Annotated in this window: 21 protein-coding genes, 2 tRNA genes and 1 pseudogene; 12 read left to right on the top strand and 12 right to left on the bottom strand. The window is 58.9% G+C overall.

Features of this window, described 5'->3' with window-relative positions:
* Positions 1 to 19 precede the first annotated feature (19 nt).
* Entirely contained in the window at positions 20 to 781 is a 762-nt protein-coding gene (locus ACUXV1_RS18925) for a pteridine reductase (RefSeq protein WP_114154907.1), read from the bottom strand.
* A gap of 78 nt (positions 782 to 859) precedes the next feature.
* Complete coding sequence (locus ACUXV1_RS18920) at positions 860 to 1,408, bottom strand: hypothetical protein (RefSeq protein ID WP_337882062.1); 549 nt, start codon at positions 1,406 to 1,408, stop codon at positions 860 to 862.
* A gap of 61 nt (positions 1,409 to 1,469) precedes the next feature.
* Between ACUXV1_RS18920 and ACUXV1_RS18915 the strand changes: the two genes are divergently transcribed.
* From ACUXV1_RS18915 to ACUXV1_RS18895, 5 genes are all read left to right on the top strand, one after another.
* Positions 1,470 to 2,621 carry a class I SAM-dependent methyltransferase gene (locus ACUXV1_RS18915; protein WP_043636196.1) on the top strand — a complete coding sequence of 384 codons (1,152 nt, stop codon included), beginning with the start codon at positions 1,470 to 1,472 and terminating at the stop codon, positions 2,619 to 2,621.
* 85 nt (positions 2,622 to 2,706) lie between these two features.
* A tRNA-Met gene (locus ACUXV1_RS18910) sits at positions 2,707 to 2,783 on the top strand.
* 35 nt (positions 2,784 to 2,818) lie between these two features.
* Positions 2,819 to 2,895: transfer RNA gene (locus ACUXV1_RS18905), tRNA-Met, on the top strand.
* A 225-nt stretch (positions 2,896 to 3,120) separates the two neighbouring features.
* Positions 3,121 to 3,576: a hypothetical protein gene (locus ACUXV1_RS18900; protein WP_446016161.1), complete on the top strand. Its 456-nt coding sequence runs from the start codon at positions 3,121 to 3,123 to the stop codon at positions 3,574 to 3,576.
* Positions 3,569 to 4,615 (top strand): serine/threonine-protein kinase, encoded by a 1,047-nt coding sequence (locus ACUXV1_RS18895; RefSeq protein ID WP_446016162.1) that lies wholly within the window; start codon positions 3,569 to 3,571, stop codon positions 4,613 to 4,615. Before ACUXV1_RS18900 ends, ACUXV1_RS18895 begins: the two co-directional genes overlap by 8 nt.
* A 513-nt stretch (positions 4,616 to 5,128) precedes the next feature.
* On the opposite strand, the gene ACUXV1_RS18890 is transcribed toward ACUXV1_RS18895, so the two are convergent.
* The 9 genes from ACUXV1_RS18890 to ACUXV1_RS18850 all read right to left on the bottom strand — a co-directional run bounded on the left by ACUXV1_RS18890 (position 5,129) and on the right by ACUXV1_RS18850 (position 20,346).
* Entirely contained in the window at positions 5,129 to 8,113 is a 2,985-nt protein-coding gene (locus ACUXV1_RS18890; protein ID WP_446016163.1) for a type I restriction endonuclease subunit R, read from the bottom strand.
* A complete protein-coding gene (locus tag ACUXV1_RS18885) occupies positions 8,106 to 9,320 on the bottom strand; it encodes a restriction endonuclease subunit S (protein WP_446016165.1) in 1,215 nt (404 codons plus the stop codon). The genes ACUXV1_RS18890 and ACUXV1_RS18885 overlap by 8 nt, the downstream gene beginning before the upstream one ends.
* On the bottom strand, positions 9,317 to 10,993 hold the full coding sequence (locus ACUXV1_RS18880) for a UvrD-helicase domain-containing protein (protein WP_446016166.1): 1,677 nt from the start codon (positions 10,991 to 10,993) through the stop codon (positions 9,317 to 9,319). The genes ACUXV1_RS18885 and ACUXV1_RS18880 overlap by 4 nt, the downstream gene beginning before the upstream one ends.
* Positions 10,990 to 12,894: an ATP-dependent nuclease gene (locus ACUXV1_RS18875; protein ID WP_446016167.1), complete on the bottom strand. Its 1,905-nt coding sequence runs from the start codon at positions 12,892 to 12,894 to the stop codon at positions 10,990 to 10,992. Before ACUXV1_RS18875 ends, ACUXV1_RS18880 begins: the two co-directional genes overlap by 4 nt.
* Positions 12,891 to 14,402 carry a type I restriction-modification system subunit M gene (locus ACUXV1_RS18870; RefSeq protein ID WP_446016168.1) on the bottom strand — a complete coding sequence of 504 codons (1,512 nt, stop codon included), beginning with the start codon at positions 14,400 to 14,402 and terminating at the stop codon, positions 12,891 to 12,893. Before ACUXV1_RS18870 ends, ACUXV1_RS18875 begins: the two co-directional genes overlap by 4 nt.
* Positions 14,399 to 15,892, bottom strand: a complete 1,494-nt coding sequence (locus ACUXV1_RS18865) for a type I restriction-modification system subunit M (protein ID WP_446016169.1) — start codon at positions 15,890 to 15,892, stop codon at positions 14,399 to 14,401. The genes ACUXV1_RS18870 and ACUXV1_RS18865 overlap by 4 nt, the downstream gene beginning before the upstream one ends.
* Before the next feature lie 62 nt (positions 15,893 to 15,954).
* Entirely contained in the window at positions 15,955 to 17,364 is a 1,410-nt protein-coding gene (locus ACUXV1_RS18860; protein ID WP_446016170.1) for a DNA-processing protein DprA, read from the bottom strand.
* Positions 17,361 to 19,439 (bottom strand): RecQ family ATP-dependent DNA helicase, encoded by a 2,079-nt coding sequence (locus ACUXV1_RS18855; protein ID WP_446016171.1) that lies wholly within the window; start codon positions 19,437 to 19,439, stop codon positions 17,361 to 17,363. Before ACUXV1_RS18855 ends, ACUXV1_RS18860 begins: the two co-directional genes overlap by 4 nt.
* A 1-nt stretch (position 19,440) precedes the next feature.
* Positions 19,441 to 20,346, bottom strand: a complete 906-nt coding sequence (locus ACUXV1_RS18850) for a helix-turn-helix transcriptional regulator (protein ID WP_446016172.1) — start codon at positions 20,344 to 20,346, stop codon at positions 19,441 to 19,443.
* A gap of 155 nt (positions 20,347 to 20,501) precedes the next feature.
* On the opposite strand from ACUXV1_RS18850, the gene ACUXV1_RS18845 reads away from it, so the two are divergent.
* The 6 genes from ACUXV1_RS18845 to ACUXV1_RS18820 all read left to right on the top strand — a co-directional run bounded on the left by ACUXV1_RS18845 (position 20,502) and on the right by ACUXV1_RS18820 (position 25,352).
* Positions 20,502 to 21,410: a hypothetical protein gene (locus ACUXV1_RS18845; protein ID WP_446016173.1), complete on the top strand. Its 909-nt coding sequence runs from the start codon at positions 20,502 to 20,504 to the stop codon at positions 21,408 to 21,410.
* A gap of 317 nt (positions 21,411 to 21,727) precedes the next feature.
* Positions 21,728 to 22,183, top strand: a complete 456-nt coding sequence (locus ACUXV1_RS18840; RefSeq protein WP_446016174.1) for a hypothetical protein — start codon at positions 21,728 to 21,730, stop codon at positions 22,181 to 22,183.
* Between the two features lie 110 nt (positions 22,184 to 22,293).
* Entirely contained in the window at positions 22,294 to 23,259 is a 966-nt protein-coding gene (locus tag ACUXV1_RS18835; protein WP_446016175.1) for a DUF932 domain-containing protein, read from the top strand.
* A gap of 113 nt (positions 23,260 to 23,372) precedes the next feature.
* Positions 23,373 to 24,320 carry a hypothetical protein gene (locus ACUXV1_RS18830; RefSeq protein WP_446016176.1) on the top strand — a complete coding sequence of 316 codons (948 nt, stop codon included), beginning with the start codon at positions 23,373 to 23,375 and terminating at the stop codon, positions 24,318 to 24,320.
* A 103-nt stretch (positions 24,321 to 24,423) separates the two neighbouring features.
* Positions 24,424 to 24,726, top strand: coding sequence for a hypothetical protein (locus tag ACUXV1_RS18825; RefSeq protein WP_446016178.1), 303 nt, complete (start codon positions 24,424 to 24,426; stop codon positions 24,724 to 24,726).
* Positions 24,726 to 25,352, top strand: a complete 627-nt coding sequence (locus ACUXV1_RS18820) for a hypothetical protein (protein ID WP_446016179.1) — start codon at positions 24,726 to 24,728, stop codon at positions 25,350 to 25,352. Before ACUXV1_RS18825 ends, ACUXV1_RS18820 begins: the two co-directional genes overlap by 1 nt.
* Here ACUXV1_RS18820 and ACUXV1_RS18815 read toward each other — a convergent pair whose 3' ends face one another.
* Positions 25,353 to 25,700 (bottom strand): helix-turn-helix domain-containing protein, encoded by a 348-nt coding sequence (locus ACUXV1_RS18815; RefSeq protein WP_446016180.1) that lies wholly within the window; start codon positions 25,698 to 25,700, stop codon positions 25,353 to 25,355.
* Positions 25,701 to 25,935: 235 nt separating this feature from the next.
* On the opposite strand from ACUXV1_RS18815, the pseudogene ACUXV1_RS18810 reads away from it, so the two are divergent.
* Positions 25,936 to 26,139 (top strand): annotated as a pseudogene (locus ACUXV1_RS18810) (hypothetical protein); the annotation flags it as partial.
* Between the last annotated feature and the right edge of the window lie 3 nt (positions 26,140 to 26,142).

Raw genomic sequence — 26,142 nt, 5'->3', positions numbered from 1 at the left:
CGGCCGATCCCTCCCGCGCCTACAACACCACGCTGCGGCCGCCGTCCACCGCCAGAATCTGGCCAGTGACGTAGCCGGCGTCCAACAACAAGAAGGCCACCGCCTGAGCGATGTCTTCCGGCACCCCGGTGCGGCGCAAGGGAATACTGGCCTCTATCGCCGCGCGCTCCGCCGCATCGAAAGACGCGTCATCCTCCGGCCACAGATTCACCCCGGGCGAGACGCCGTTGACCCGCACCGACGGCGCCAGCTCTATCGCCAGGCTGCGAATCAGCTGGGCATGACCAGCCTTGGCCAGGTTGTAGACCACATGCCGAGCCATTGGCCGCTCCACATGGATATCGGCGATGCCAACGATGGCCCCGCGACGCTTGGCCAGCTCGGGAGCCAGCGCCTGGGACAGGAATAATGGCGCCTTCAAATTGCTGCCCATCAGATCATGCCAGGCCGCCTCGTCGATCCGACCCACCTCAGTGGGGAAGAAACTGGATGCATTGTTGACCAGACCGTCCAGCCGCCCAAACGCCGCCACCGCCCGCGCCGCCAGCGCCGGCAAGGCCGCCGTGTCCAGCAAATCCCCCTGCAACAGCCGCGCGGAGTCCGGCCGCGCCGCGTTCAACTCCGCCGCCAAGGCCTCCGCCTCGCCGAGCGAACCGCGATAGTGCAGCACCACCCGCAGGCCGCGCGCATGCAAATGGCGGGCGATGCCCGCGCCCACGCGCCGCGCCGCGCCGCTGATCAGCGCCACTCTCTGTTCCCCTGTCGTCCCCTGGTCCGCCATTCCCGCTCCTCTGAATCTCCGCCTGCCGCCGCAGGCTCCCATACACGCGTTGCGCCGCGATGACGCCGGCCGCAACGCCTACTTCTTGCCCATGCAAGGCAGGGCCACCGCCAAAGCCGCCTGGCTGGAGGGCGGCAGCGTGAAGCGCGCCTCCAACTTGCCGTGCTTGCGGCTAGCTCCGTCTATCGTCACCAACAACTCCTTGTGCGTGGCGGACTGCCAGGCGAAGAATTCACCCTGCGACGGCCACTCGAAGACAAAGCGCCCGTCCGCCTCGTACCAGCCCGCGAAATGGCTGTCCGTGCCGCGGCGCAAACCCGCCATGCCCAGCTTGAGCTTGCGGCGCTCGCCCAGGCCGCCCGGCCCCTCGAACGGGCGCACGTCCCAACCGCCCAGTTGGTCGGACACATGCAGCGACATCCGCAGCGGCGGGCTGTCGGCTCGGCAGGCCAGCTCCAGCATCACTGGAAAACGACTGCGCCCCACCGTCGCCTCGCCGTCCAGGCTGGCCACCTGCAAGGGCTTGTCCGGATACGGCTTGCTCACCGTCCACTGCGGCGCCGCCAGCGCCGGTCCCAGCATCAGGCCGCCGGCACAGCCGGCCATCCAACGGTAAAATAGCGTCACCCTCTTCTCCTGTCCGCCAGTTTCCACCACAATCGCGGCACATTGTAGCAGGATGCCCGCCATGACCACCTTACCCGCAGCCAGCGCCGACGCGCTGGCCATCAGCCAACGCCTCGTCCACGCCATCCAGGCGGAAATCCGCCAGCGCGGCGGCTGGATGCCGTTCTCCCGCTACATGGAACTGGCGCTGTACGCGCCCGGCCTTGGCTACTACGCCGCCGGCAGCCGCAAACTGGGCGCGGCCGGCGACTTCACCACCGCGCCGGAAATGAGCGCCTTGTTCGGCCGCGCGCTGGCGCGCCAGCTAGCGGAGCTGCTGCCGCAAACCGCCAACATTCTCTACGAATTCGGCGCCGGCACCGGCAAACTCGCCATCGACATCCTCAGCGAACTGCAAGCGCTGGACGCGCTGCCGGAACGCTATTGCATCGTCGACCTGTCCCCGGACCTGATCGAGCGCCAGCAACATAATATCCGCCAAGCTCTGCCCCATCTGGCCGAGCGCGTGCAGTGGCTGGACCAGTTGCCGGAGCAGTTGGACGGCGTGATCATCGGCAACGAAGTGCTGGACGCCATGCCCTGCGAGCTGATCCACTGGACCCCCGAACCACAACAGCGCGGCGTGGCGCTGGACGGCGAACGCTTCATCTGGGCGGACCGCGCCATCGAGGACCCGCAACTACTGCAACTGGCCCAGGCCATCGAGCCGCGTCACAACGACTATCTGTCGGAAATCAGCCCGGCCAATATCGGTTTCATCCACACCCTGGCGCAGAAGCTGGCGCGCGGCGCCGTGCTGCTGCTGGATTACGGTTTCCCCGCCGCCGAGTACTATCACCCGCAGCGCCATATGGGCACACTGATAGGCCATTACCGCCACCATACCGTGGACGATCCCTTCTTCCTTCCCGGCCTGATGGACCTGACCTGCCACGTTGATTTCAGCGCGGCGGCCCAAGCCGGCATAGACGCCGGCCTGGACCTGATCGGCTACACCACCCAAGCCCAGTTCCTGATCAACGCCGGCATCACTCAATTACTGGAGCAACTGGACCCGGCAGACGCCGCCGGTTATCTGCCGCATGCCGCAGCGGTCCAAAAACTACTATCTCCGTCGGAAATGGGCGAGCTGTTCAAAGCCATAGGCTTCGGCAAGGGCGTGAGCATAGACTGGAGCGGGTTTCTGCGCGGCGATCGCTGCTACACACTGTGAGACGGCCGCCGCGAGAATCTTGTTGACAGCCGGCTTTCGGCTGCGTATATTTCGCGTCTCGGTGCACTCGTGCATCGAAAAACGTGGCGAATTAGCTCAGTCGGTTAGAGCGACGGAATCATAATCCGCAGGTCCGGGGTTCGAGTCCCTGATTCGCCACCACAGTTTGCGAAGAATTGTTTTCGACAAGTCTTCATGGCGAATTAGCTCAGTCGGTTAGAGCGACGGAATCATAATCCGCAGGTCCGGGGTTCGAGTCCCTGATTCGCCACCAATATATTCAAGCACTTAGGCCAGTTCGAAAGAACTGGCCTTTTGCTTTTCTGCCGCCGTGTAGGCACTGTGTAGGCATTTTGGGTCAACATTAATCCATATCGATCCATATCCTCATCCGGTCCACACAACGCCGTGACGACAAAGAGTGACCGTTCGCGCTGCTTTTGACCCACACGTTCTAAACGCTATACTTCCCGGGAGCATAAGCACAACAGGAAGAATCATGCGGGCAATTGGAATTCGTGCGGCACCAAAAGCGGTCACATTTGCGGTGTATGACGACACGCTCAAAGCCGTGATCAACATCGAAGACATCAAGATCCCAATTGCCTTTACCGTTCCCGATTCTCTCAAGTATGTACGTAACAACTTGCTCGACATTTTGAGGGAGTATGAGGTTGAGCGTGCAGGTGTGCGCATAACCGAGCCGAATGCCCAGTCACCAAGCCACGAGCGCATTCAACTGGAAGGCGTGATTCAGGAAGCATTTGCGAGCAGCAGTGTCTGCGCCTACTACGTCGGACAGATCTCGTCGATTTCGGCCCGGCTACAGATTGACCGTGCGGATTTCAAGAGGTACATCGACGGGACATTGGAGTGGGATATAGAGCGCTGGGGCGATATGAGTAACGCTCAACGCGAGGCTGTTCTTTGCGCCATCGGAGCTTGCCATGCTTAAGCCCTACAGTAGAGCGGAAATTTCATTTCAGCTTCGGCAAGAAATAGGTCAGGAAGGTGCTAACTCCACTGCGCATGTGGCGCACGACGACCAGTTGGACGCGGAGATTGTCATCAAGAAGGTTCGAAAAGCCGATCTTGATTCCGTCGATACATACTTCGAGGAAGCGAAGATACTGCACTTGAGTGGGCACCCCAATGTCGTGTCGGTGCACTATGCGTGCCAAGACACGGACCACATTTACATAGCGATGCCGTTCTATCGCCGTGGTTCGCTCAATGCGCTAATCAACTCCCGGTTCCTAACAGTACGTGAGATCGTTGTCCTTGGGTGTCAGATTGCAAGTGGTCTGCACAACATCCATTCCAAGCGGCTGATCCATTTTGATCTCAAACCTGACAATGTATTGCTTTCACCACGCGGAGAGGCTCTGATTTCGGACTTTGGCTTGTCGCGTCGGCTGAGCCGAGAAGGTAGAGCGGAACAGGATCGCATGTACTACAAGATGCGCCCCCCTGAAGCGTATACCGATGCTCAATTCACGCCAGCGTTTGATATCTACCAATTCGGCCTAACACTCTATCGCATGTGCAATGGTAATGCGGCTTTCTACGAGCAGTTCCATCGGTTTGGAGCGGACCCAGTGGCGTTCGATCGTGACGGCTTCAGGTTTGCAGTCCGAAATGGTCAGTTCCCTGATCGTAGTATATTTCCCGAGCACATTCCCGAGCGATTGCGCCGCATTGTCAAGAAATGCATCGAGCCCGACATCGCAAATCGATACTCTGCGGCAATAGAGGTGTCAAATGAGCTCGCCCAGGTCGATTCCTGCCTAGACTGGGAATACTCTATCGTCGATAGGGCAAAGGCCTGGGTCAGACGGGACGATAGCAAGGAATATCAACTTACAGTCGGTGCTGCTGGCAATTCGGAAGCAACAAAGACTATGCTGGAATCCGGCCGCACAACCCGAATTACGGCCTACTGCAAACCGACCATCTCATCTAGGGACATTCGTCGGTTTTTGGGAGAGACATGATGCGAGCGAAGGTTAAGAACGACCCAGCAAGCTACGTGACTCGAATATCGCTAGCAAGCACTCTACCTGCGAAGACGTCTACGACAGCAGCGGCACTTACCTGCAATGAACAGGAACGGCGGAATGCACAGGCAACATTGGATGCGAGGTGGTATATAGACTTGCCGCCAATGATTCGTAAGAAGTGAACAAATTGGCCGATAGCCATCACAATCAGCGCATGCTTGTAACCGGTAATTACCTTGATACCCATTACAGAAACGGTACGTCCCCGGTTATCGAAGGGCAGCCCGTGCTTGCAGGTGTAGGCAGCCTTGATGGCGCCCCTCTCACCGGGCTGCAGGGAGCGTACAAGTTCGAGATGCCTGTCGTCGTAGCCGTTCTCCTAAATACTTTCTGCCAGAAATCGCAGCATCTGATCATCGGTGCCGCTGTAGCTTGGATAGCTCGCACCGACGAACCAAATTGTGTTCGAAAATGCGCTGTCCTGCGTGTCGCTCATCCTCGCCCCCTTCAGTAATACTGCCGAATGTAACTGTAGGCCTTCTCGAAAAGCTCCTCATCCGCATGCAGCTTGTATTTGAATAGGGCCTTACGCAGTGCTTTTTTGACCTCGCGTTCGCCAGCCTGCGTGCCTTGCCAACCCGGGAAGCGCACTAATCGCACGATCTCGTCGATGTCCGCAACCACGCGTTCGACCATGATCGGTGTGTCGGACGTCTTCACCTCGTTGAACAATTCAGTTAGCGCTGCCTTGCCTCGATCCTCGTCCTCTTCGGGCGGGACTTCCTTTTCTGCTTGCAGGGTTTCCTTGGCAATCTCCAACAGTTGCTTCAGGAATTCGACGCTGTTGATTTGCCCAGATTCGAAGCGATCCTTCAATGCATCGAGTCGTTCGGACAGCTGCTTGAACTTCGGGTTACCCACGTGCTTACGCAGGCGCCGGTTCAGCTTGATCTCGATCTCCTTGGCTTTCTTCGGGTCGGGGTTCGAGAGCACGGCTTCCAGCAGATCGGCGTCTAGTACCAGGGTGTCCAAGTCGTCGCGCACCGCGTCGACGTGTACGTTTTGATGGATCAATTCGATGGTCTTGGCGCCCAGCGAATGCCAGATCAGCTTGCCGTGGCCGCTGGAGGGCTGCACCGACTGGTACACCTGAGACAGCCACTTGTAGTCTTTCTCGAAGGGCCCCAGCACGGTGTCGGGTGACAACGCTTCCCAGATCTTGTTGAGCACGCTGAATTCGGCCGCGAAGTTGTCGCGTACCTCGTTGTTAGGCAGACACTGCTGTGCCGCGATCAGGCCCTCGTAGCCCTGTAGCGTGCGGTCGCAGCCGTGGAAGAAGGCCAGGCACTTTTGCATCGCCTCGGGCAACTTATCCTTCAGCTCCTGGATGTTGCTGACCACCTGCTTGACGCTCTGGTCGTCAAACTCCAGTGCAGCGGCCACGTCATCGAAGATGCCTAGGTAGTCCACGATTAGGCCGTGGGTCTTCTGCTCCGAATACGTGCGGTTCACGCGGCATATCGCCTGCAGCAGCGTGTGGTCGCGCAGCGGCTTGTCCAGGTACATGGCCTGTAGGATGGGTGCATCAAAGCCAGTCAGGAGCTTGGCGGTGACGATGATCAGCTTCAGCGGGTCAGCCGGGTCACGGAAGCGGTCCAGCAGGCGCTCTTCCTCGTCGCGGCTGCGGTCGTAAGGTGCGTACTCTGGGTGTTCCTTCTTGTCCGCAGCCTGCACCGACATCACGATGTCGGTGACTTCGGGTGGCAGCAGCTTGTCCAGCTCGGTCTTGAACAGCAGGCAGGACTCGCGGTCGAAGGTGACGATCTGGCCCTTGAAGCCGTTGGGCCCTACCTTGCTCTGATAGTGCTGGACGATATCTTCGCAGATCTTGCGTATGCGCTCGGGCGTTTTCACCAGCACCGCCATCTTGGCGGCTGTCTTGGCGAGGTTGTCCTTGTCGAGATCTGAAAGGCCACCGGTCAAGTCCTTGTAAGCTGCGTCCAACGCGGCCTTGTCGATGTGCAGGTCGATCAGCCGGGGCTCGAAATGCAGCTTTAGCGTGGCGCCGTCGCGGATTGACTCCTCGAAGCCGTATCGGCTCATGTAACCCTTCTCGTCCTCCTCCGCGCCGAAGGTGTAGAAGGTGTTGCGGTCGGCACGGTTGATGGGCGTGCCTGTCAGGCCGAACAGGAAGGCATTGGGCAAGGCTTCGCGCATCTTGCGGCCCAGGTCTCCTTCCTGGGTGCGGTGGGCTTCGTCCACCAGCGCGATGATATTGTTGCGAGAGTTCAGCGCACCATCGGCCTCGCCGAACTTGAAGATCGTCGTGATGATGATCTTGCGTACGTCCTGTGCTAGCAGTTGCTGCAACTTCTCGCGGCTGTCAGCTTTTTCCAGGTTGGGGATATCCGCTCCGGTAAAGGTGCCTGTGATCTGACTGTCCAGATCGATGCGGTCTACCACGATCAGCACCGTAGGGTTCTTCAGCCCAGCGTGCAGACGTAGCTTCTGCGCCGCGAATACCATCAGCAGCGACTTGCCCGAACCTTGGAAGTGCCAGATCAGGCCCTTCTTGGGGTACCCCGCGAGTACCCGCTCGACAATCTTATTGGCCGCCTCGTATTGCTGATAGCGGCAGATGATCTTGATGCGGCGCTTCTTCTTGTCCGTGGCGAACAGCGTGAAACTACCGAGGATGTCCAGCACCACATGCGGCCGCAGCATGCTATCGGCCGACAATTTGAGTGATTTCAGCGGATGGTGCTGGCTATCGTCGTCATCATCCAGATGCCAAGGGCCCCAGTCCTTGACTGGTAGGCCGATAGACCCGTAGCGGTAGGCCTTGCCCTCAGTGGCCACTGAGAACACGTTGCAGACGAAGAGCTCCGGCACGAACTTCTCGTAGTCGTCGTGCACCTGCACCGCGCCATCGACCCAGCTGATGCACTTCTTGACCGGCGTCTTGGCCTCGATCAGCACCAGCGGCAGTCCGTTGACCAGCAACACCAAATCAGCACGGCGCTCGGTAGGGCCTGCGCGATAAGTGTACTGCTGGGTAACGATGTACTGGTTCTGTTTCAGGTCGTCCAACTCGATCAGCCGTACCGGCACATGCTCGTTGTTCTGGCCGAAGGGCATGGAGCGCTCGCCACGCATCCAGGCGGTCATCTCCTCGTTGGCGCGGATTAGGCCATCCGAGCGCACCGATAACACGATTGCCCGGAGCTTGTAGAGCACTTCGTCGGCGCGGTCGGACTGCGCGGCAATCTCCGGATTCAGGCGGATCAGCGCATCCCGCAACCAGGGCTCAACCAGCACCTCCTGAATCTGACGCGGTACTTCAGAGGGGGCTGCGTAGCGCCAGCCGATGCCTTTGGGGCTCGGTCCATAGCTGGCTAGGGGTTCCTGGACGGTGTTGGCTGGTGTCGCCTTGATAGGGCCAACGAGCAGGTCACGGACGTAGGCTTCGACGGTGTTGGATTCGTTAAACATTGCGCCTTCCATTGCACTCGCCCAGAGCTAAAGAAAGTGTGCGAGACGCAAAGTGTTGCCGTTCTTCTAAGTTGGCAATTGCTGCGTCAATATTGTCGATTGCCTCAGCGATCTCAACTTGCTCGTCCAGTAAGGGAAATGGGAAGAGCATCGCCCTGAAGCGTTCTGCGGGCAGATGGGGAATCGTTGTCTCCCCTGTTACCGCAATGAATCTCCCTGTCCATGAGTAGTACTGAAGACAGTGAAGCAAATACCGTGGCTCATCCGCATCGGAAAGTCGTCGAAGTCGGTGGAGTGCTTTCTGGTAGCAAGCACCGGGGATCTCCTCTCTCCACATAGAAGATTTGCCGACATGCCGGCCCTCACAGGCAAGAATGTCTCCGTAGCGCAGACCGAATTTTTCCTTCTCTCTTGGGCTAAACGCCATCTCGGCAACATCGTCGAGATCCAACCTATTCCATTGAACATTCGCGTTCCGGAGGTAGGGAGTCTGGCCGGGAGCCGATCTTGCCGTCTCAGACATCATCTTGCCTAGCTGAACCTCGTATCTCTCCCCCAGCGGAGCCACCATCCATGATTTAGGCAGTTCTCCAATAGGTGTGGTGACACGCTCCTCACCACGAATACCATGTTCAAAAAATCGGGCAAACGCTGCTCGTCGCATTCGGTGTGCATCGGTGATCGCCTGGATGCTTGCGTCGGAAGCCTCGCGCCAAGCCTCGAACAGCGGTAGAAGCCGGACCTGCTCCTCCATCGTCGGCAGCGCGAACTCAAAACCCGCCAAGCTCGCCCAGTTGGTGCGTGGGCTCAACGAGCCTGCCGATGTGCCAACCGCGTGATCGAAGAAGGCGTCGGTCTGGCAAATGAATGGCAGCAACTCCGGCAGCAAGGTCTGCGCGTCCTTGGACTCCAGTACGTAAATGTCACCGGAGCACACACCCGCGAAATCCGCCACGGCCACTTTGCGCTGGTATGCGCGGCGTTTGCCGAAAAGCACCTGTCCGGGTTGGAACACGCTGGTGAACGTTACGCCGTCAGCAACGTTGCCCCAACTGCGAATGCGCAGATCGCTCGGCTCCAGATGTTCCAGACCGACATAGCGCTCAAAGCCATCAGCGAGCGGGTCTTTGCTGCGTGCTTTCGAGAGCCGCACCACGTCGCCGAACTTCACTTGGCGCCAGCCAGGTTTCAGGGATTCATTTTTCATTGTTGTTGCCTTACGAACGGCATGGCGTAGCCAAAATATTCAGTTTGGACAGAGCGATGCACGTCCCAACGTTTCGTATATCCAGCAGGGCGTTCCCGTTGATCTGCATGGGTAAGAACCAGTCGCTTCTTGGTGCGAGAAACCCCGACAAAATATGCGCAGCGGTTTTCAGCCTGATTGCCAAAGAAGATTTCGTTTTCAACGGCCATGATGATGACTGAATCGAACTCAAGACCTTTGCTTTTGTGGATAGTCAGGATGCGTACCGCTTGGTCATCCGAGAAGCGTTCAAGCGCTTTGGGCAAATCTGGTTCCAGCTTGAGCAGTTCTTCAATGCGCGCCTTGGTATCCCGGACGACCTCTTTGAGACGATCATGGGATTCATAGTCCGGCGACAGCGCGACGAGGGTTTCGATACTGATTTGTTTCAAGAAAGCTCGAACAAACTCCCACCAGCCAGAGAAAGGCCCCGCGATTAGGTCAGCGATGGCTGCCTCTTTCCGTTGCTGCTTGATCAATCGATCAAGGTCTTTTCGCGCATTGGTCTGAATTTCTTCATCCGCGAAGGGCACCAACTGGTTCATCAACCTAACCCAGGCTTTGGGCTCGCGCTGGCCATAGAGGCAAGATAGGTAGTCCACGATCAAGCGTGCGGCGGGTTCAACTGTTATATCTTGCATCTGCTGTTCGTTGCGGAAGGGAATGCCGCGTGCCTCCAGCGCGGCCATGAGATGGCCGGCGTAAAGATCGAGTTGCTTGGAGATGAGAACCGCAATTTCAGCAGGAGGTAGCTGCTCTGTCTTTATCCAACCATCAATCAAAACCGCCAGGTATTCCGCTTCCTTGCGGCTATCCTCGAAGCGCCAAGCGAAAACCTCACCTTCATCGCCGACCAACTGCTCATCGGGCATGACGGATGCTGGATCGAGTACCCGAATGATTTCGTTCTGCATGCGCAGCAAGCGTGGCTTCGAACGAAAGTTGCGGTACATGTTGAGTGGTGTCGCAGCGAAATCTGTCGCGAAGGTCTGGAAGATGCCGTCCAGTGCGCCCGCCCAACCCATGATTTTTTGCTTGGTATCGCCCACGGCGGTAAGGCGAATGCTGGTGCCTTGAAAGGCGAGCTTTACCAGTTCGTACTGCTGGTTGGTGCAGTCCTGGAATTCATCCAGAAAGACATCGCTGTAGGTCTGTCGGATCGCATTCCGGGCAACTTTCGATTTCTGAAGGATCTGAATAGCCAGCGGAACCAGATCTCCGAACTCAATCTGAGTGCTGGAAGGACCAGCTTTCCTGTCGATGATTTTGTAGCCGGCATCCAGCGCATATTCGCCCGTGAGCACTGGCCGGAATCGGTCAATGATTCGCTTGGCAAAGGCATGGAAGGTGTAACTGTCAAAGCGCGATGCCGACTCTGAACCACAGCGGCGCTGCACACGCTCTTTCAGGTTTTTGCTGGCATCAGCTTTGAAGGAGATGGCCAGAATTCGCTTGGGATAGCGACACATGCCTGTGCGCAGAAGGAAATCTGCCCGTTGCGCAAGCATTTCTGTCTTGCCGGCACCTGGGCCGGCCGTCAGGGCGAGGCAGCGCTCTTGCTCTTTAGCGGCAAGCAGGGCATTGGGCTCAAGCGTCAGGCCATCCGCAGGCTGCCAGGTTTCGACGGCAATCACTCGGGCAGCTCCGCTAGTTTGGCGATGACGGCGTCTGCCAGCCTACCAAGAGATTCAGGCATGCTCGCCAGCAACTCTTCATCAGTCAGCTGGGCCAGCGCATCGATGTGGGCGGCAGGTTTGCTGCCAAGCTTGAAGCTGCGGTGATAAGTGCCGAACAACCTCAGTTCGTCCTCGCTGTATTGGCTTGCGTCATGGTGGCTTTTCCCGAGGACAGCCTTGATCGTTGACTCATCGGGCTCTTCCCTCACTACGCCATAGGCATCCGGGTAGGCGAGCAGCATCGCGAAATCAAGATCCATGGGAAACGAGAAATACACATCTCGCTCTTCGAGCAGAGATCTGTAGTTCGCGTAATCTCGGACCTTGTGAGCGGTATCATTCCAACTGGGAATGACATGGTCCGCAGGGAGTGCCTTGCCTGGTTCGTGCACCGCCAACTGGTCATTGACGTACTTGATTCGCCCCCATCCGGCCTGATAGCGCGCGACATCCAGATCAAGCAGCGTCAGATAGGGAATCTGCAGGGCAGACAATAGGCGCCAGAAGTGATTGACGTGGCGCCCACCCAAGGGCGCTATCGAGACTGCCGACTCGTCAACAGGGGCTCCTTTGGCCTGAAGGAGTCGTGGAAGCACGATTTCTTCGCTGTCACCTTCTCCCAGCACCACAAGGCGGGAGAAATAGACTTCCGGAAAGGCCTGCACGGCCTCACGCACAAACTTGTGTGCTTCGTCCGTGGTGCCGGGCAGCTGGATATGAGTGATACGCGATGTTCTTTCCTCTGCGAGCCGCAGATAACGAATGTGTTCGGGAGCAACGCGACGGAGCATGGACGGAGCGTGAGTAGCGATTAGTGCTTGTGCGTCGCCGCTGCCGACCATCAAGTTTAGGGCATTGATGATCCGCCCAAGGTAATGGGGCGAAAGGCTGTTCTCAGGTTCCTCGACGGCGACCAGCGTAAAGACAGGTGGCCGCAACTTGTCGGCATCAAATGACTTGTCTTCTTCTGCCAGCACGGCGCGGCTGATTGCCTGTGACGACAGTACCAGGGACAGATAGAGCATCGACTTCTGGCCATCGCTCAGGCGCGAGAAGTCAACCAACTGTTCATCGTGCCCCGGCGAGAATGAAACCGACATATGCCTCAATAAGGCTTCAACCTCAGAGGCCACGAAGGTGATCTTCGGGTCGGCAAAAAAACTGCCCTTGTGTAAAGCGTCCCATGTAGCTTTCAAGCTTGTGCTGAATGCATTAACCGATGGGTTGGACGCGAGACTGTCGCTGATTTGGCCGGTGAGATCCTTGATTGCATCGCGCTCTGCATCCCAGTTCACAGCGCGCAGCATGCGCCCGAGCAGCGCATTGGCGCCGTAGGCGATGTGGTCAGCCGGGTCACGGCGGGCAGGCAGGTAGTGAACATGGATATGGTTGCGCTCAGATCGGGGTACTTGTGCGGTAGTCAGTGGCGAGCCATCGGGATTAACGTCCAACACATAGACCAAGGCTTCTTCTATGTCGCCATCCAACCCCATGGTTGCACTGAGGCGAAATCGCACGCGTGGCATACCGTCTGCCTCGTCCAAGCGCATATGGCCAAAGTGTGGCGCAACTGTGCTGTTGTCTTTTTCCTCCGCCAGTTCAGGGAAGAGAAAGTCGGCCTCTATCCAAAGCTGACGCTCCTCAGGTGCATGTTCCTCATCAAATGGAACATGGAAGTCCGAGCGTTGTATGCGGCGCAAGGATGGATCAAAAGCAAACAGGCGGCACAGCGCCTGGAGCGAGGCGGTCTTGCCTGAGCCGTTGGGGCCGATCAGGTAGGTGATATCTTCCAGCGTGAGCTCGATCGGTTGTGCGCCAAAAGACTGGAAGTTCGATAGCCGAATCGTTTGAAGCTTCATACAGCATCCTCTGCTTTGGAAAGGCCATCCAACGTTTCTACCAGCGCATACATCTGTTGCCAGAAGGCGCGCCCATCGTTCTGCCACTGCTCCCAGGAGGAGCGCAACGATACCGCATCGCCATTATTGTCGGTGGCGATGGCGGCGGCAATGCGCTTGACATACAGCGGGATCGACAGGTTGCCAGCGTTCGCGCCGATCTCGGCCTGGGTTGCGACTTTGGCGAAACCAGGCACATCGGCGAAAGTCTTGTAAGCGGTCAGGATGCGCTGCTGGTGCTCGGGCTTGAGGAAACTCTGCGCGCGCTCGCGGGTGACCTCGTTCACCGCATCGATGAAAATCACCTTGCCTTTGCGTGCAGCTGTCTTCTTGCGGTTGCAGATGACAATGCAGGACTCCATTGGGGAGTTGTAGAACAAGTTGGGTCCTAGGCCGATAACGGCCTCCACCCAGTCCTGCTCGATCATCTTGGAGCGCATCGACTGTTCCTCGTTGCGGAACAGCACACCATGCGGCCAGAGCACAGCGCAGCGCCCCTTGTCTGTGAGGCTGGCCAGGATGTGTTGCTGGAAGGCGTAGTCAGCTCGGCCTTGCGGTGGCGTGCCGAGGAAGTTGCGGCCCCACTTGTCACTGCTCCAGGCCTCGCGGTTCCATTGCTTGATAGAGTAAGGCGGGTTGGCCAGGATCACGTCGAACTGGCGCAGGCGGTCGCTCTCAATGTGCTTGGGCTCTGCCAGGGTATCACCGCGAATGATTTCGAAGTCCTCCACCCCGTGCAAGAACAGGTTCATGCGGGCAATAGATGAGGTGATGAGGTTGCGCTCCTGACCGTACAGATTGAGCGTGCGGTACTCGCCTCCCGAGCGCTTCACTTCGTCCAGTGCCGAGATCAGCATGCCGCCGGTGCCGCAAGTAGGGTCGTAGATCGACTCACCTGCCTGCGGGGCCAGCAGTTGTGTCATCAGGTGGACTACAGTGCGGTTGGTGTAGAACTCGGCTGCTGTGTGGCCCGAATCGTCGGCGAATTTCTTGATCAGATATTCGTAGGCATTGCCCAGCTCATCCTCGGGCACGTTGGCCACCGAAAGCGTCTGGGTCGAGAAGTGCTCGATCAAGTTCTTTAGCGTTTCATCGGGTAGGCGCTCGCGGTTGGTCCACGGTGCATCGCCGAAGATGCCGTCGAGCATGTCAGGGTTGGCCGATTCGATGGCGCGCATGGCCTTCTGGATGACGGCGCCGACGTTCTTGGGCGTTTGCCGCACATCGTTCCAATGCGCGCCTTCGGGAATCTGGAAGCGGTGGTTCTCGGCGAACTGGGCGTAGGACAGGTCGCCACCGGACTCGGCCAGGGCCGACTGGTATTCCTCGTCCCACACGTCCGACACGCGCTTGAAGAACAACAGCGGGAAGATGAACTGCTTGTAGTCACCCGCATCAATCAAGCCGCGCAGCAGCACGGCGGCACCCCAGAGATAGCTTTCGAGTTCTTGTTGGGTGATGCGGCTCATAGCCATCCTCCTTCGGTCATGACCTGCGCGAGCCGCTCCTCGGCCTCGCGGCAACGGGTGAGCGCATCCTTAAACGCAGCGATAGCTTCAGGCAGAGGTGGAATGTCATCCTGTAGCGGCGGCAGCACGTAGCGCGAGATGTTCAGCGTCCAATCTTCATTCTTGATTTCGTCGAGGGAGACCACGCGAGCTGCGTCCTGCACATCGGCAAAATCTTGGAACCAACGTAGGATTGCGGCGGCGTGTTCCGGCTCCAGATAGTTCTGCGCCCGGCCGCGACGGAACAGACGGGATGCGTCGGCGATCAATACCTTCTGCTTGCGGACAGTAGGCTTGTGCTTGCGCAGCACCAAGATGCAAGCGGCCAGACCGGTGCCATAGAACAGATTGGGCGCCAGGCCAATCACCGCCTCGACCAGATCCATCTGCAGCAGCTTCTGCCGGATCTCGCCTTCGGCCCCCTTGCGAAACAGCGCTCCCTGGGGCAGAACGACAGCCATGCGGCCCTTCCCCTCGGCCATCGACTTGACCATGTGCTGCACCCAGGCGAAGTCACCGCTGGAGGAAGGCGGTAGCCCGGCGAAGTTGCGCCCGAAGGGATCGTTCAACCACAGGTCCTCACCCCACTTCTCCAGTGAGAACGGCGGATTGGCAATAACGCAGTCGAAGGTCGCGAGCCGATCGCCGTCGAAAAAGGCAGGGTTGCGCAGCGTGTCCCCTCGAACGACCTGAAAGTCCTCAATGCCGTGGAGGAACAGGTTCATCCTTGCGATGGACGAAGTGGTCAGGTTCTTCTCCTGGCCGAACAGCTTGCCCCACAGGCGCTTCACATCACCGTGCTGCTCCTGTACGTGCTGCACTGCAGCCAGTAACATGCCCCCCGTACCGCAGGCCGGGTCGTAGATGGTTTCGGCCTCCTTAGGGTCGAGCATGTCGATCATCATCCGAACGACGCTACGCGGGGTATAGAACTCGCCCGCCTTCTTGTTGGTGGCGTCGGCGAACTTCTTGATCAGGTACTCATAGGCGTCTCCGAGAACGTCCGACGCCACATCCTGGTTGCTCAGCGGAAGCTTCGAGAAGTGCTCGAGCAGATCTTTGAGCAGCGCGTCGGACAGACGCTCCTTGTTGGTCCACTGGGCGTCGCCGAAGACGCCATACAGCGTGTCGGGATTCTCCTTCTCGATCTCACGCATCGCCAGCTGCAGGGCCGTACCGACGTTCGTAGCCTTGGTCCGCACGTCGTTCCAGTGGCAATCTTCGGGTATTTGAAAGCGGTGCGACTCGGGGAACCACGCCAGTTGCTCATCGCCGGTTTCGTCGACGACCTCCTGGTACTCCTCGTCCCACACATCACAGATGCGCTTGAAGAACAGCAGCGGGAAGATGTAGGTCTTGAAGTCGGCCGCATCCACGGGGCCACGGAGGATGTTGGCGGATTCCCAGAGGTGGCTTTCGAGCTGACCGAGGGTGATTTGTTGGTTGCTCAAACGCTTAATCCTTCTTCATCGAACCGTCGCATGCGGCTTGTGTTCTTGTCGGTCTTCATCGGTTATTCAAACAGCCGCTTTGGCTTGACGATGTAGCCTGCAGGCTTCTTCTGTTTCTCGATCACCCCTTCATCGACAAGACGCTGCAACCATGCCTTGGCCTGAGCGTTTGAGACATCCAACGCTGCGGCTACTTCGGTGTCTTTCATCGGCACGTTCAAGAGCAGCTGGATTGCATTACGCACAGCTGCGAACAGCACTACAGCTGGGGGCGACTCCGGCTGCGGCAACTCCTTAGCCTCACCTATCGGCGCAACCTTTTCCGGTGTGGCGGACATCAGTTCTTCGGAAACCACAACTGGGGATTGCACATCTGAAACAACGTCGACAGGTGACGATGGCTCGCTCTCGGCTTGGGGCGCTGGAGCGGCGTCGAGTGGTATGGGCGCCGTAGATGAGGCGTCGGCTGCTGGTGGACTGTCGTTCGGAAACAGCGGAAAACCAGCCTGTGGGGAGGCGACTGACGTTGGCATCTGCACGTTGAACACTTCAGCAAATGAATCCACGTTTTGCGGATTCGGCCAGGGAAGCGCACCTTTCTTTCGCAGGGCGTCTAATCCAGCAGAAGATTCGCCCGTCGATCGAACGAAGACGGGGACGAACTTCAGTTTGTCGAGCTGCTCAACGGCACCAGCCCAAGTGCCCCCCTTGTTAAAGTCGGAACTCACCACAAGTGAGCTGTCCGCCAATGCGTAGATCAGCTTGTTTCGTTGCATGGCATTGCCGACGTTGAACCCGGCGCTTGGGTCGTAGGGTGAAATCAGCACCAGTCGACCATCGAGCAGCAGGTTACGGTGCTCGCGGTTCATGGTGGTCTTTTCCAGACTGTCCGCCAAAATGCCACAGACTTTGCCTCCCGCCTCAAGCGCACCACGCATGGCAGCCTGATCGATCCCTTTAGCGCCGCCTGACACGAGCGTACTGCCAGCGCGGGCAGCCAGCCGCCCGACAGACATCGTGTAATCAATTAAGGCGTTGTCCACATGGCGCGATCCGACGACGGCAAACCCACCGGTTTCGAGCAGGCCCATGTCGCCACAACCGTAGAGCACAGCCGGCGCGTCTTCACGGAGCCGAGCTTTCAAGCGACGGGGGTACTCTGCGTCGGCACGGCTGACTACCCAAATAGCGCGAGCTTGCCAACGCTCAATCACTTGGCTCAACAGGAATCCGCGCCCCAGCAACCGCTGCAGCCGGCTCTCGTCAATCACCGGTTGGCACGCACGCAGGATCTCAGCTGCGTCCGGGGAAACGAGATCGGCAGGCTGGCGCTGGATCTCGCGCAAGTGACGAGCAAGGCGTTTGTATTCGCCAGGCGAAAGCAGATCGGGTGACGCAGTGCCACGTCCGGCAATGAGTGGCGCCGTCAGCAGCAGGATCGCCTGGGTGTTGGGTGAAAGGGCCGGCGTCATTCGTCGTGCCCCGTCTGTGAGAGGGCCATTGGCCAAACTGCGCCGCTTCCACTCTTACGCAGCAGCCACGCAGATACCGTCAGCGTCCAGCGCGAATCGACCATGTCATCAACCAGGAGGACCGGGCCGGGAGGGATGGGCTGGCCGTTAAGTGCGAGCGAGCCATCAAGGTTGCGCGCCTGTTGTGTACTGTTTGCCATCGTTTTCTGTTCGGGCCTTGCATCTGTTTTTGCGATGACCATATGAAACGGCAGACCCAGTGCAACAGCCAAGCGCTGAGTGAAATCCGGTACTAAGTCTGGATGCCGAAGCGAAGGTACGCAGGTCACCCAGGTCGGAGCTGGTTGCGGGCTCCACTCCTGGATCATCTTTACGCAGGCGGCAATAAGGTCATCGGAAAAATTGCCATCGCGGTATTTGCCATGTCGAACCAAATCGCCCCAGCCGGCATCACCCCAAACGCACAATGCTTTGCCTTGCTGGGCTTGATATTCAATGTTTGTATTACTTGCGATGCCGTACTGAGGCATGCCGCCTATCGGCCACTTCTTGCGCGGTTCGATGGGCAAGCTGGTTCGACGAAGAAATGCGACGGCTGCTTTGATCAGTTCGGCATCCACCGTTGTAGGCAGTGGAGGCAAGGCCGGGTCGGTGACAACACTTGGATCACCGTCGAGCGCGCCTATCAAAAAGCCCATGTGCTCACCAAACGGCAGACTGACGTAATCCTGCATCTGCTGGTGTTCGTCTCGCCGTAGTGCAGTGAGCCGCTCCGCTCGATCCCAAAAACCTTCGCTCAACGTTGCTGCCGTGAGCTGCCATTTGCTGCCTTGTTTGGCGATGGGAGCCGGCGCTTCGAGGGAGAGCAGTGCAATCGTTTTCTCGACGCGCCCTTTGCTCAGGTTAACTCGGCTCAGCAGTTCAGGTACGGACAAACCACTTTCTTCCTTTTCAAGGGCACTCAATACGTCGGCAACTTCCTGACGGGTCGGGAAGGCGCTGCGGATAAACCAATCGGTGATGTCCGACTCTTCCTGGCCGCTGAGTAACACACCATAGGCAGAGTCCAGTGCGCGTCCTGCACGGCCAACCTGTTGGTAGTAGGCGACTACCGAACCAGGCATTTGGTAATGGATAACGAATGCCAGATCCGGTTTGTCGTAGCCCATGCCCAAAGCCGTTGTGGCAACCAGCGCTTTGACCTGGTTATTGAGCAGTGCCTGCTCCAGTTCCTCTCGGCGGTCGCCTGTTTCGCCGGTGTAAGCCTCTACGTTTAAGCCTTGGGTCTTCAGCCATTCCGCCACTTGATTGGCGTCCCGCACCGTCAACGTGTAAATGATGCCGTGGCCTTGCAGCGTGGCGAGTTGCTCTGCCAGCCATGCAAGGCGCTCGGCCTGGCTGGGCAGGCGGATGGTCTGCAAAGAGAGTGAGGTGCGATTGAGATCGCCCCGCGACACATCAAGCTTGGGTCCAAGAACCGCCGCGAGATCATCCATCACCCTGTTGTTCGCCGTCGCCGTAGTAGCGAGGAGTCGGAGATTGGGCGGTAGCGTTTTGACGATGCGTTCCAGCAGTCGGTAGTGAGGGCGGAAGTCGTGCCCCCAATCGGAAATGCAGTGTGCTTCGTCGATGACCAGCAGAGAGATCTGTGCGGCGATGCCCGCCAGTACCTGGGTGCGAAAGCGCTCGTTTGCCAGGCGCTCAGGCGAGATCAACAGAATGTCGATTTCCCCGTTGGCCAGTTTGCCCTCGACTGCCGCCCAGTCGTCCATGTTGTCGGAGTTGATCGTGGCGGCGCGAACTCCCATCCGCTCTGCCGCAGCGATCTGGTTTCGCATCAACGCCAGAAGCGGAGAGATCAGCAGCGCAGGTCCGGCGCCTACTTCACGCAGCAACTTGGTCGCGATGAAGTAGACGAAGCTCTTGCCCCATCCGGTCTTCTGCACAACCAACAAGCGGCCTTTGCCTTCGACGATGTGACGAATGGCATCCTCTTGGCCGTCACGGAAAGTGGCTTCTGCACGTCCGGAGCCGATCCGGAGTAGTTCCAGTGCGCGTTTTGGATCGTAGGCCACGTTATTTCTCTCCCTTGTTTTGGTCGGGCGAGCGGTAGCCCGGCGCCAACACAGCGTTCTTGACGCCGTACAGCGCCAAGTGATCTTTCAGCCAAAGCCTGAATTCGTAACCGCGCAGATTATGGTCGGGAGAACAGTCCACACCCCACTTGCGCAGGATGTATCCGGCCGTTGCGGCACGCAGCCTCATCCGCAGCACGCCGTCCTGCATGTCGTAGTCCATTTCAGTGATTTCAGGCCGAGGCTGATCGGGATGCGGAACCAGCTCCAGTTCGACGATCCGGGTCCACTGAATGTCTTGATCGCTCAACTCGTGGGGCGCCACTGGCAGCCCCTTCAGCACCCTGGGGCGTCTGATTCGGGTGATGACGAAATCCCGGAACTCCTGGGACTTCCGGTCGAAGGCGCGGACGTGCCAGCGCAGTCCGTTGTCGATCAGCGCAAAGGGAACGATCTCGCGCTCGGTGTGGCCACTGGAGATGGAGTGATACTCGATGCGGAGCGGACATACCTGATGGATGGCCCGAGTCACGCTCGCGAGCACATCCAAGTCTGGTTGGTTGAGCCTTAAAGGAATTTCACTGGCCACCCAAGCCTTGAGCCGAGATGGCTCTCCGTCGCCGAAGCCCTGCGTCAACCACGAGAGCACCCGCTCCGGCAGAAAATCAAAGAGCGGTTTGAAGCCAACCCCAAGGACATAGCACTTGGCCTTGGCATCGTAGTCGATGTTGCCCGGGGCCAGCTCCTTGTAGATCGCCAAGTCACGCGTGGCGGCAGCCGACTGGATGCCGAACCGCGACACCAAGTCCTGGCGGCGAATATCCCCGATGAAACGCACGCGCAACTCCACGAACGCGAGGCGGTCTCGCTGTGGCTGGGTGAGTTCTGCAAGCTGATTTATGGTCATCCAGAAGTGCTCGATCGGGTTAGCGAAGGCTAATAATGGTTATTGCATGGAGTATATAAGCAGCCCTATCATGCGTCCACGAAATCACTACAATTCGTCAACATGATCATTTTGATTATGATATTGCAGTCGTAATCAGGAGCGGGGTGAGAAAGATGGAATCAGCACGTGATAAGCACACGGGCGAGATAGTGGACGCCGAACAGCTCTGGATCATCGACCCGGTCGATCCCCTGGGCTATGAATGTCGGGGCTGTGGCGCCCTAGCCACCCCCTGTTCGTACCGACCAGAAAACAAGGTCCGCCCCTACTTTAGCGCGAAGGATGGGCACAACGCTGGCTGCGACGTCGAGGGAGAAGTCGAACTGGTGAAACGAGCTCGGAAGCAACGCGTGTCAACCCGCGAGGGCTTCCCAGGCAGCTTCCCAAACCGGCTTGTGCTCCGAGACACACGCCCTGTGGCCGGTACGAAAGGAACACCGACTGCCACGACGAGCGCTGGAGGATGCCGAACCGGCTCCAATGGCTCAAGCGAGGAGCAACGAGATCGACATTGGGCGGCCCAAACCATTCGGCCAATCTGCCGCACTTTCGTCAATTATCCGCATGATCGGCATCTCCCTTTGGCGGTACCAGGCATCGCTACCGAGACTTACCAGCGCGTCTTCCGCTCTCTCAAAAGCGATCAGATTCTCCAGCACCCTGAACCGCGCCTTTTCTATGCCCCCATCAGTTGGAAAGCATCACTCGCCAACGACGATCATCTGGAAATCCAGTTGAGCTATGGTGAATGGGAAGAGCGGAAGCTTATCCGTCCATATCGGGTGAAAGTGAACTGGCAGAACTGGAGCGTTGCGAAACGCAACTATGTCTCCCGAGAGATCGAAACCGCCAGGCTAGAGTACATGGCAGCGAAAAAACGAGAAGACAAAGAGAAGGGTTGGCTGTTCTTCCTTGGGAGACAGGACGAGAGTGATCGAGCGCTCTTCCACGTCGACGATCATCGACTCATTTGCTGTTTGGTCGCGGAGATGATCTATCCGCCTTGGCCGACCAAACGCTAAGAGGAGAGTCAAGCATCCAGATGCCCCAGTACACAGCTCGACTTGACCAGTCGGCAAGTTGAATGGTGGCCACAACCCCGTGGCGGGACTGCGTAGATTCAAAAAATTTTCACCCACATATCACGATGGAGAGCGGTGGAATGCCACCGCTTCTGGGCCACTCGGTCCGCCTTTTGTCCTCTCCCTGGAGCCATCATGATATCGACCAACTCCCCCCTCGAAAGCCTCTGCGTATTCGCTCTAATGTTCCTGATCGGCGCACTCTGGGGCCATTTGCGCTGCAGCAGCCGCGACGCTCCCCAGAAGGAGCAGACGGCATGACCACGACTTGTCCGAATTGCCGATCCCCACAAGTGGTGACCCGTAACCACGCGCGCAAGGTTGGCGGCACCCTAGGAGCAATCGCTGGCGCTGCCAGCGGTTTTTCCGCGGCCATGAAAGGCGCGCGCATCGGCGGCACGCTCGGTGGTCGGATCGGTCTCATTGCCGGCCCTCCCGGCGCAGCCCTGGGCTCCGTCGCCGGAGCCATCCTCGGTGGCCTGCTGGGCGGGACGACCGGCTGCTCGGCCGGTGCGGCTCTAGGTGAGCTGATCGACGATAAGGTTCTGCACAACTACCGCTGCCTAGACTGTGGGCATACGTTCGGGGAGGCGTCGGCCGGGTATCGTGCCCGCCAGCCTTCATCCTTCGACGAACCCGATGCGGGTGGGTACAGAGCCCATCCCTTCGGCCTGTCCGAAGAAGACGAGCCGCTTCCTCTACCTCACGGCTAATCCCGGCGGCGGGCTCATCCGCCACCTTCCTTTCGCCTCCTCTTAATCTCATTATCAGCCCGGCTCTTGCCGGGCTTTATGCATTCGTCTTTCCAAAGGAGCAATCATCCATGCACCTCGTCGAATCCATGGCTTATGTGGGCCAACAACCCTGGCACGGCCTGGGTAACCAATTGTCTGAACATCAACCTATCGAAGTCTGGCAGCGTGAAGCCGGCATGAACTGGAGCATCGAGTCATCTGATGTTCGGTTCGTCACTGGCACAGGCAACATCGGCGCTATCCACGCTTTTCCCGATCAGAAAGTTTTGTACCGCTCCGACACCAAGGAGCCCTTGTCAGTCGTCTCCGCGCGCTATCAGGTCGTGCAGCCCTTGGAGATATTGGAGTTCTACCGTGATTTGACCGAAGTCGGTGGTTTCGAGCTGGAAACCGCCGGGGTGCTCAAGAACGGCCGCAAGCTTTTTGCACTCGCCAAGACGGGCCAGAGCGCGGCACTCAAGAGCAAGGACACCGTGAACGGTTACCTGCTGCTCGCCACCGCCTGCGACGGGACGCTGGCAACCACCGCGCAGTTCACGAGTGTGCGTGTGGTCTGCAATAACACGTTACAGATTGCCTTGGGTGATGGCACTGGCGCCGTCAAGGTGCCGCATCGCAGCCAGTTCGACGCGCAAGCGGTCAAGCGACAGCTTGGTATCGCCATCTCATCGTGGGATGCCTTCATTGCGCGGACCAAGGCGCTCGCTGAGCGCAAGGTGTCCGACTCGGCCGCCGAAGCGTTCCTGCGGCGTGTGCTCAACTATTCGACTCCAAACGTTGCGGATCGCGACGCACTCGCAGTCAACGAACGCGCGATCAAGGCAGTCGGCCAACTCTACGCCGGCCGTGGCAAAGGAGCGGATCTGGCGTCGGCCTCCGGTACCGCATGGGGTCTGCTCAATGCGGTGACCGAGTACGCAGATCACCATCGCCGCGCCCGCAGCGACGACCACCGTCGTGATGCCGCATGGTTTGGCGCAGGCGCGACGCTCAAGCAGAAAGCGTGGGATGAAGCACTCAAGCTCGTGGTATAGCAGTCCCACCCGTCTTCCCTTACATGTCGGCCCGGTCGTATTCACCCACAGGGCCAAATCATTCTGGAGGTTACTTGAGACCCCTCGAACCCACGGCTAGGCGGAACGGAGGAATGATCGGCGGGAACCGCTGGGCGTGGATGCTGGCGGCCAGTGCGACCGGCACCGCGCTCAGCCTATCGGTGTTGTCCAGCTGGCAGCGCGGCGGCACGATGGCAGAGCGACTGGTGTGGGTAGCGCTCGGCATCGTGCTGGTCGTCAGTGCGCACCTATTGCCTGCCCTGATTCGGTATGCGCCCGTCGTCATGCGCGCAGTGGGCGGTGCGCTGTGGCTGATTTGCGTGACCGCTGCCTGCTATGGTCATGCGAACTTCTTCCTACTCGCCCAGCGGCATGCCGGGGAACTGCGGGCCTCAGCGACTCCCGTGTCCGAAGCAGTTCCGTCCGGTCGCAGTCTCACCGCAGTCACGGCGGAGCGGGCTGGCGTCACCGCACGACTGGCGGCGGTCAATGCGCAGCGCTGTATGGGCAACTGCACGACACTGGAAGCCCGTCGCGTCACGCTTACCGCCAAGCTCGATGCACTGGAGGCCGAAGCCGACGACATTCGGCGTCGGCAGGCAGCGGATGACCGGGCCATGACCCGACGCGACGCCCAGGCGACCGATCCAGTCACGGGGCGACTCGCGGTGCTACTCGGCACGACCGTCGCGCGCGTCGATCTGTTATCGAGTCTCACCTTCGCGGCAGTACTGGAAGGCGTTGCCTGCCTGCTGTGGACGATCGCGCTACAGTCCCGGCCCTCTCTGGGAATCACGGTAGTCACGCCCCCTGTCACGGCGGGACACGAAGCGAACGGCAGTCACACGCCGGACAGCGCTCCAGTCATGCCGTTACCGGAAGACGCATCATCCGACCCCGACGTGACGCTGCTCGTGCGGGACATCGCTGCCGGGCGGGTACGCCCAACCGTCGCCGATATCCGTCGTCACCTTGGGTGCTCGCAATCCCGCGCGACGGCCCTGCGCCGTCAGCTCCCCACGCCCCACCCGACAGCATAAACCGGGCATCCGCCCGACGCTCGCCTTTCCCTTCTTCTCAACTGACGTTCCTGCATCCGACCTCGTCGGAGGCCCGTGTTCGTCTCTATATCAGGAGAGTCACATGCCGGATTACTCCGTACCCGCATTGCCCCGACTGCGGTTAGCCCTCGGCCACCTGGTGGCCACGCCCGCTGCGATCCATGCTCTACAGGCAGCAGACGTCTCGATCTTTGCACTGGTGAAGCGTCACGCCAGTGGCGACTGGGGCGACGTGTCGGACGAAGACCGACAGCACAACGATCTTGCTGCCATGGCCGGTGAGCGTGTGCTATCCAGCTACTCGTTACCAAACGGACAAACCGTGTGGTTGATCACGGAGTGGGATCGCCTGAGCACGACAGTTCTGCTTCCGGAGGATTACTGATGGACGCGCTGATCCAGAAGCTGCACCCGGCCTTGCGTCTCGGTCAGCAGGTCATGCTGGCTAAATCCGGGGTCCCGCTTTTCAGCCGGCAAGGGGACTGGGACGGCGGTAGCCCTCTCCACTGCATCGCCATGGCGCTCGCGCTACTCGGCAAGTTGTCTGATCCGGTGCAGGTCCGACGGGATGCGGATGGCCCAGAAGGCCACTTCTGGAATCGCGCCTGGCCGCATTACCTGCACGGCCTGACGCTGTCTGAATTGGCAAGCTTCGTTTGGGAGCTGAACTGCGGCGTGCAGCCGGTCACGGCCGAGGGCAATGCCGCGGTGGTGCTGCGTTTCTGCACGCAGGAACTGGCTAAGGGCCGGCCGGTGATAGTCGGCTGGCACAGCCAACAGCAGGCACATGCGGTGCTGTTGGTCGGCGTCGAGGGGCGACAGCTTGCGCGGCACTTTGTACCCCACGCGATGCTGTTGCTTGATCCGGCCGAGGCCGAACCGGGGCTGGCCGGTTTCAATGCTCGGCTGGAATTCGGCAAGGGCAAGCGACCTACCTACGTCACAACGACGGCAACGTACCCTGTCTCTATCGAGGGAGCCATATCGATCCAGCTCTCCCGTCCACCGTAATCACCGCAACCGGCGGCGCTTGATCTCGGGCGGCGTGGCGGCATTCACCCGCCGATCCCCGCTCGGTGCGGGCGGGATATCGGTCATCGGTGCAAACAGTTCTGCCAGGCTGATCCCGATCGCGTGGCAAATGTCTGCCAGTGTCTCAATTGAAGGATTGGCAGCGCCGCGCTCTATGGACGAAATGTACGTTCGGTCCACCTGTGCCTCGAACGCCAACGTTTCCTGCGACTTATCGACCGCATGCCGGCACTCCTTGATCCGCTTGCCAAGTGCAATCGAGATCGGGGCCGGCCTGGCAGTAGGTGTGTTTGAGCGCTTGGCAGTCATGCCATGCAGGATGCCCACCTGATGACTGATTAGCGACGCTATAGAAACAGCAAAAATTGTCGTCTTTACTCTACAATTCGATACGCATTGGCGGTGTGGCCGTCGTATCCATATCGGGTCTGGCTTTGTGTAAGCCAGTATTCCCTAGAACGACAATTTTTCATCTCAACAGGGGGATTTCATGAAAAGAACCTTAATCGCGGCAGCGTGCCTCGCTTCCTTTTCAGCCTATGGATAGACCTATGTCGGTCTTGAGCTAGGCAAGGCAGACCATAGCAAGTACAGCGTGAACGACATGGAGTGGGACAGCCTGTCAATCACTAAGAATGACAACCATCCAACGGGTTGGGGCCTGTATGTCGGGCACGGCATCAAGGACTACCTGTCCGCCGAACTGGGTTACCTGAATCTGGGCAAGAAGAAGGTCGCGGGAACGGATACTCCTGGCGGCTGTTAAGAT

The organism is Chromobacterium sp. W521 (assembly GCF_052805975.1).
Note: the sequence above shows the minus strand (reverse complement) of the source record. Positions and strands in the feature narration are given on the sequence as shown.